The following is a 6,809-nucleotide window of genomic DNA, read 5'->3' on the forward strand; positions in this document are numbered from 1 at the left end:
GCCTTCCGTTTTACTTTCGCTTTCTCTCGTATAGCTTTCTTCTCTTCTGCTCTCTCCGCTTCGGTTTCTTTTTTCCAAGCAGAAGACGGAATACGAGTTGTCTTAGGCTCTCGTGGGCTCGGAGATGTGTATAAGAGGCAGGCCCCTACCAGCGTCGCTCGGGACCCGCCTGGTCTGGAGCCGGCACGGATATGGGACCGCACACCGGCACTCGGCGCTCTGGCCACTGAGCTACACAGCCGAGGCTGCGGCGGGATTCGAACCCGCGACCTCCCCATTAGAAGTGGATAACCGACGCGCTTCGACCCGTGCCGACACCAGACCTGACGGCCCATCACCTACGTGATCAGCCACCTTCACCTTAACCCGCACCCACCGCGACCCACACCCGGTTTTCCGCCCACGGCCGGCGCTCCCCCACCCCCTCCCCAACCGAGACCCGATTATGATCCACATGGGCTCCAACAACCATGCCGGGCATGGAATGATGTCCGCGGAGACTCGTCTCCCGTTCGGCCGGGCACCACGACCGGATCCGATGCTCTAGCCTTAGCATGCGCAAGGGCTCGGCATGATCCTCTCCAGGTCCGCCGCACGCCGTACAACTTCATCCAGGGGCGGTAGCTCAGCCGGTCAGAGCATCGGACTCATAATCCGTGGGTCGTGGGTTCAAGTCCCACCCGCCCTACCGATATCACCGCAGGTCAACGGCCTATTTTTGGGCGATGCTCGCGAGTGGTTACTGATCACCTCAAGATCATGTTCCCCCAATGTTCCCGCATCTCGCCACGCGGCAGTCGGTGTTTGATCATGCTGCGCGCGTCCCTGCCGCCCGCCAGCCCCGGCGTCCGTCACCATGCCACCAGCACGTCAAAGGGGGGACACAGGTGGCGAGAATCATCGAACGCACGGCCAAGAACGGCGCGAAGTCTTGGCTGGTCAAATGGCGCATCGGCGGCGGCAGGAACAGCAAGGAAGACTTCGAGACCTGCTATGACCGCCAGGTCGCCGACGACTTCGCCTCCCTAGTCACGCTCAGCGGCGAGAACAGGCCGCACGGCTACCCCAAAGGCTGCCGCGGCATCGAAGACCCCAACTACGACCCCACACACGACCCTGACATGCCGAACTTCGAACACTACGCCGGCCACAACTACGCCACCCGCCTCGGCGCCTCCCCCACCCAACGCGCCACTTACCTCGCCGAAGCCGAACGCCATGTCTTCCCCCGCTTCGGCCACCTGCCACTCAACCAGGTCACCCGCCGCGTACTACGCGAATGGGTCGAATGGATGCTCGCCAAACCCTGTGCCGCTCGAATATTGAGTTACGTGGTCTGAGCTGCGGTTAAGCGGCGTGGTGGTATTCGTTGATCGTGCCTGTGGCGACGGGTTTTCGGCGGATGGATCGTAGGTCGGTCAGGTCGCGGGCGGGCTGCGATGCGATGTCCGGGGGACGCTGTTGCCGTGACTGGTGCGGCCGGTGCCCGTTGTAGTGGATCAGATATTCGCGGAGCACGAGTACCAGGTGACGTTCGTTGAGGATCAGGATGCGGTCCAGGAGTTCGCGGCGTAGGGTGCCGATGACGCGCTCGCAGATGGCGTTCATCCTCGGCGTCCGCGGCAGGGTGGTGATGTCCCGCAGCCCTTCGGCGGTGAAGACCTCCCGGAAGGCGGAGGTGAAGAGAGGATCCCGGTCGTGGATCACGAACCGCAGCCCGGATATGCGATCGCCCAGGTCCATCACGAGATTGCGAGCCTGCTGCACCGTCCATGCCCCGGTTGGGTGCGCGGTCACTCCGGCAAGGTGCAGTCTCCGGGTGCCGTGCTCGATGAAGACCAGCACGTACAACCGTTTGAGCAGCATGGTCTCGACCACCAGGAAGTCACACGCGATGATCGCGTGGGCCTGGGCGGCCAGGAACTGCCGCCAGCTCGGCCCCGCCCGGCGGGGCACCGGGTCGATACCGGCCGTGTGCAGGATCTCCCACACCGTGGATGCTGCGATCGGGTAACCCACGCGAGCCAACTCGCCTTGGATCCTCCTGTGCCCCCAGGTCGGGTTCTCCCGCGCCATCCGCACAATCAGTGCCTTGACTGGTCGGCGGGTGCATGGCCGTCCAGGGCGCCGCCTGTCGGTGAAGGTCCACTTACGCGCTACCAGGTTGCGATGCCAGCGTAAGATCGTCGCCGGCGTGACCGGGAACACCTCCGCCCACCGGCGGCGGCGAACCAGCCTCGACAACGCTGTGAGCCAGAGCCGGTCGACGTGTCCCCACCGCGGCCGGTCACCGAGCTGACGACGCAGCACCTGATTCTCATGACGGAGCACCAGCAGCTCAACGTCCTTGGATAGATCGGAGCGGACCAGCACCGCCAGCAGGCCGAACAAGCACCTCACCAACCGGTAGACAAGCGACAACAACACCTTGCGATGGTCGCAGCCGTCGCTCTGATCACGCAGCAAAACCCCAGCTCACAGCATGAAACCGTGTTTTCGAGCGGGACAGGTCAAGGACGCTGTACGGCTCTCTGCTGGAGGTGATACAAGACTGCTGCGAGTCAAGTCCGCCCGGGGAATCACTCAGATTGCCGCGGCCGCGAAGTTGCCGGCTCCAACGCTGTCCGGTAACTCTGCCACATATACCGATGCCTACGGCAAGGGCATCGACTTGGTGCTTGAGGTCACACCGGCAGGGATTCGACAGAAGACTGTCATCAGGCAACGGCCCATACGGCAGCCGACTTTCCGGGTCGCACTTGATCCAGGTGATGGGTTGAAGTACCGCAACAGGTCAGGCCGCGCCGAGGTGTTTGACGGCGGCGACAAGAAGGTTGCTGAGCTTACACCCGCCTTGATACTGGACGCCGCCGCTACCGCGTCACTCGCCGCCGGAAAGATAAGCGCCGTCGAAACCGAACTTGACGGAACCGAGCTCATCCATAAGCCGGATATGACGCTCCTGGCCGATCCGGCGACCACGTATCCAGTGACTCTGGTGAGCAATCCTACTCCCTGGTACGGTGCCGGATTTCCTACGGATACCTTTGTCAGCAACGACTCCCGGTTCACCATGGGAAGTGGCCAGCAGTACATGGATTCGCTGCTTGCCGGCCGTAACAATTTCGACGGAGCAAGCTCCTACTACATCTACCGTTCTTACCTCAAGTACGATCTAAGTAATGCCCCGTGGTACGGGCGCCCCATTATCAACGCTGACGTACGTCCCTGGAACTACATCACCACCCATTGCGGAGGTGACGAGAACACCCCGAAGATGGTCGTCCGGCGTGTCACCAGCGACTGGTCGCTGAGTTCTTCCAGTTCGGTGAGCCTGCGCTGGGATAGGCAACCCTCGGTCACCACGACAGGCGAGGAAGTCAAGGGCGGTGGAGTCGGTCGCATCAGGAAAGCGAACGGCAGCTATGTCTATTGTTCCCAGCTTTCGCAGGAGTTGTACTACTCCATCGAGGACATCGTCCAGGCATGGGCAGACGGTGAGCCCAATTACGGTCTGCAGATCGCATCCTATGGCGACACTGGAGGCACCTCAAACTTCCGCGAGTTCCTAAGTACAGAATGGGCGGGTGTCGACGGCCGAGGGCCGGTTCTATTCGTGGAGTATGACACCCCGCAGGAACCGGAGGCAATCGTCTACTCTTATGAGGGCCCGGAGCTCACCGAGCCGCCGTCCTACACAGAAGCACTGGCGATGCAGATCGAGACGGTGCCGGAAGATCTGGATCCATCGCCCGTAACGGTCGAGGACTTGCGCGCCCGCATGGAAAGTGCTGCAAATAGGGACGCGGCGACTATTGTCGGCGCGGATGAGCTGCCACCGGCCGAACCGCAACCTGACACCACGCCGCCCTCGGTGATCGAGACAGTGCCGGCCGCGAACAGTGCGGACGCGCCCACGGCCACTATTGTCCAGGCCACTTTCAGTGAGACGGTTTCAGGAGCCCAGCTGACTCTTAAGGATGCGGCGGGAAATCCTGTTCCTGGTACGGCGAGCACTGAGCAGAGTGGTCAGTTGATCAGTTTCACGCCTGCCCAGGCTCTGGCTGCGAATACCGCTTACTCCGCAGAGGTGAGCGGTGCTACGGACAGCTCCGGAAATTCCATGAGCGCGCCTTACACGTGGACATTTACCACAGTTTCGGCGGCGCCCTGTACTGCCCTGGCATGGGATGCGCAGACGGATTACTGGTGGGGTGACCAGGTTTCGCACAACGGCCACCTCTGGGTGGTAGGGCAGGAGTGGGCCGATCCAGGCGACGAACCTGGTGTGCACCCTGCCTGGCAAGACCTCGGCCCATGCGACGGCAGTACACCGGTGCGAGCGATCAGAACACGACCGGCAGAGCCACGGCAGGCGCCATCAGCAGCGGCGGCGACAGAACCAGAGGAATTCAGTTACAAGCGAGTCTGGTTCAATGACTGCATTGCGGAGTCTCACATCTGGCATCACGTGAACACCTTCAACTGGTGCTATACCCACTACTATGGCATCACACTTTACGACAAGACCTCGAAGGTGCCGCTCGGATGGCTCCAATTCCGTGCGACGACCCTCATTCACACGCGCATCGGCAGCCAGAACAGTTTCCGCGCTTTCCGGGACGATGAGGCCAGTCTCAATACAGAGATCGATGTGCGGATGCAGATAAGCAGTCTGAAGAGGGCCGGACTCACGAGCGGGGTCGAATTAGTCGTCTCGCTGCACCGCGCCGGCTCGCCTACTCCACGCCAATGCGATCTGTACGGACCCAATGAGCATCACCGATCGGGCAGTATCGAGGACTGGATCGCATACGACCGTGCCGATTTCACCGCCGTGTCCGCCATGGACAGTAGTCTAGGGTCGGTACAGGTGGGTACTTGCACGCTCAGTCCGAAGCTCACCGTAAGGTCGCGGTATGGATCTGAGAGCTTCTGGCTGTACCGGGACGATCCACCTGTCGTCCGGTGCGATGAGGTTCCCTACATGAGCCAGCATCTCGGAGGTTGCATCGTCCCCAGCCCATCGCCACGCACGATGGCCTACGACACGACGAGCGCGAGCCATGCTGGGGTGGCCCTGCACATCCAGAAAGCGTTCAACGATGCGGGAAATACCACCCCGCAACAGAGCGGCAAGGAAGTGCCAGGTAATCTGGCCGCGAACATCTACAGTTTCCGGCACAAGCCGCTGCATCGAGTGGATACGGAAAGTGCAATAGCTGAGCAGACGGAGGACATTGTCGAGGCCACATGCGCCCCGCTGCCGCCGGTAGCGGGCGCGGACTGCGACGAATACCCCTTCCACTCGTCCTATGAGGGCGCAGGACGCGTCTACAAGACTGGCGCACTCACCAACAACTTCTCGGTGCAGCGCGTCAATTTGAATCAAAACCGTTCCGCCGGAACAAGCCTCAACTGGTTCTACTGGCGCTATCGCGTCCTGTACGATGATCCGTTCTGGAACATCATCATGACAAATGGCGTCATGCCCAAGTTCGAATAACAGCCAGAGGCGCGAAAGGGACTAACCCTTTCGCGCCTCACCGGCCCGCTCGATGGAGGCGTATCGAATGGATGTACAAGTAGAGTTCATTGAGGAAGCCTGCCTGCTTTATGCTTTCGAAGCGGATCCAAAAGCAGTAGAGAGGCTGATCGGAGCACGGCGTCTGCGACTGGACCACTATACGCCTTTATCGGACGGCATCACCCTTAGCGATTGGTCTGAGGACCCAAGACTGGTTACAGTAAATAAATGGGGGGAAGGTGCTTTGGTCTCGGAGGTGAACGGCGGCTGCCGTGGCGCGCAACCCGAGACACTAGCGAAGATCGCTGGCGCAGGGTATGAGGCTGTATCGGTATGCTGGCAGGGCGGAACTATACCTGGATGGGGCGGTTGGCGGCGGTTGATCGCGTACGCACGAAACGGCCACCTAGCCGTGGCCTTCGACCCCAGACGGCCCTCGAATCGCATCGGCGGAGACCTCGCCGCGATGGATGCGCAGTTGCACGGTCTTGACTGGGCAGCGGACCGTCGTCATGCTGCCCTGCGTCTGCTGGAACGATTCGCCGGCGCTGAGCTCTTAGAACGCTTCATCCGCGGCGGCCATAAGCCAGATGATTTTTTTATCATCGAGCAACCACCGCAACCGCTCGATGACAGCGCCTTTCGGGCATTTCTGGAGCCGCCCACTACCGGAAGCTAGAGGGCATCTGGAAGAAGTCGCTACAGCTCGCGATCGACTCCCGATCCGCCTGCTGTCTCCACACCGGCCTGGGAATGGGACTGTACGGTTTTCGGCTCTGTCGCAGAAACGGTGGTGACTGATCGTGATGTCACCCGAGCAGGATCCGGTGGCGTAGCAGCCAAAAGCCAGCCCGTCCGTACATCTGTCGTTTGATCATTTTTGTCTTGTTGTTGACGCCTTCGGTGCCGCCGTTGTGATGCGGGAGGGTGAGTCCGGCGTTGACGGCGGCGCGGTCCTGGTCGAGGCCGGTGCAGAAGCTGTGGAGGTGGGGCAGGTTCGCCTCGCGGGCCACGGTGATCCAGGAGTCGAGGCCTTCGGCATTGTCGGGGTCGGGTTTGAGCAGGGCGGCGAAGTCACGGACGGAGGTGGCAAGGATGGTCATCTCCGCGCAGCTGGAGCTGAGCTGGCCGGCCAGCTCACGGTCGGCGTCGGAGTGAGGGGCCACGGTGATTCCGGACAGCCGTGTTATGAGTGCAGCCTATGCGGCCGCTGGGGTTGAAAGGGCCTCGTTGAGAACCTCCAGGGGTGGCCGGTAGCCGAGCGCCGAGTGCAGGCGCCGAC

At 61.5% G+C, this 6,809-nt stretch carries 4 protein-coding genes, 1 tRNA gene and 1 pseudogene; 4 read left to right on the plus strand and 2 right to left on the minus strand.

Features of this window, described 5'->3' with window-relative positions; all coding sequences use genetic code 11:
• Window positions 1-614: 614 nt before the first annotated feature.
• Both ETD85_RS59035 and ETD85_RS59040 read left to right on the plus strand, forming a co-directional pair.
• A tRNA-Ile gene (locus ETD85_RS59035) sits at window positions 615-688 on the plus strand.
• 199 nt (window positions 689-887) lie between these two features.
• Window positions 888-1,340, plus strand: a complete 453-nt coding sequence (locus tag ETD85_RS59040) for a hypothetical protein (protein WP_138698546.1) — start codon at window positions 888-890, stop codon at window positions 1,338-1,340.
• A gap of 7 nt (window positions 1,341-1,347) precedes the next feature.
• On the opposite strand, the gene ETD85_RS59045 is transcribed toward ETD85_RS59040, so the two are convergent.
• Window positions 1,348-2,391 carry an integrase core domain-containing protein gene (locus ETD85_RS59045; protein WP_206059575.1) on the minus strand — a complete coding sequence of 348 codons (1,044 nt, stop codon included), beginning with the start codon at window positions 2,389-2,391 and terminating at the stop codon, window positions 1,348-1,350.
• Between the two features lie 385 nt (window positions 2,392-2,776).
• On the opposite strand from ETD85_RS59045, the gene ETD85_RS59050 reads away from it, so the two are divergent.
• The gene (locus ETD85_RS59050) at window positions 2,777-5,506 is read left to right on the plus strand and encodes an Ig-like domain-containing protein (RefSeq protein WP_170247442.1); all 2,730 of its coding nucleotides are present in this window, start codon (window positions 2,777-2,779) and stop codon (window positions 5,504-5,506) included.
• Between the two features lie 67 nt (window positions 5,507-5,573).
• The gene (locus ETD85_RS59055) at window positions 5,574-6,206 is read left to right on the plus strand and encodes a hypothetical protein (protein WP_138698548.1); all 633 of its coding nucleotides are present in this window, start codon (window positions 5,574-5,576) and stop codon (window positions 6,204-6,206) included.
• A gap of 130 nt (window positions 6,207-6,336) precedes the next feature.
• Here ETD85_RS59055 and ETD85_RS59060 read toward each other — a convergent pair.
• Window positions 6,337-6,669, minus strand: a pseudogene (locus ETD85_RS59060) (transposase); the annotation flags it as partial.
• Between the last annotated feature and the right edge of the window lie 140 nt (window positions 6,670-6,809).

This window comes from Nonomuraea zeae (genome assembly GCF_005889725.1).
Lineage (GTDB): Bacteria > Actinomycetota > Actinomycetes > Streptosporangiales > Streptosporangiaceae > Nonomuraea > Nonomuraea zeae.

Coding starts and splice junctions, on each gene's coding strand:
- ETD85_RS59055 (WP_138698548.1), top strand. CDS start 5,574: ATGGATGTACAAGTAGAGTTCATTGAGGAAGCCTGCCTGCTTTATGCT.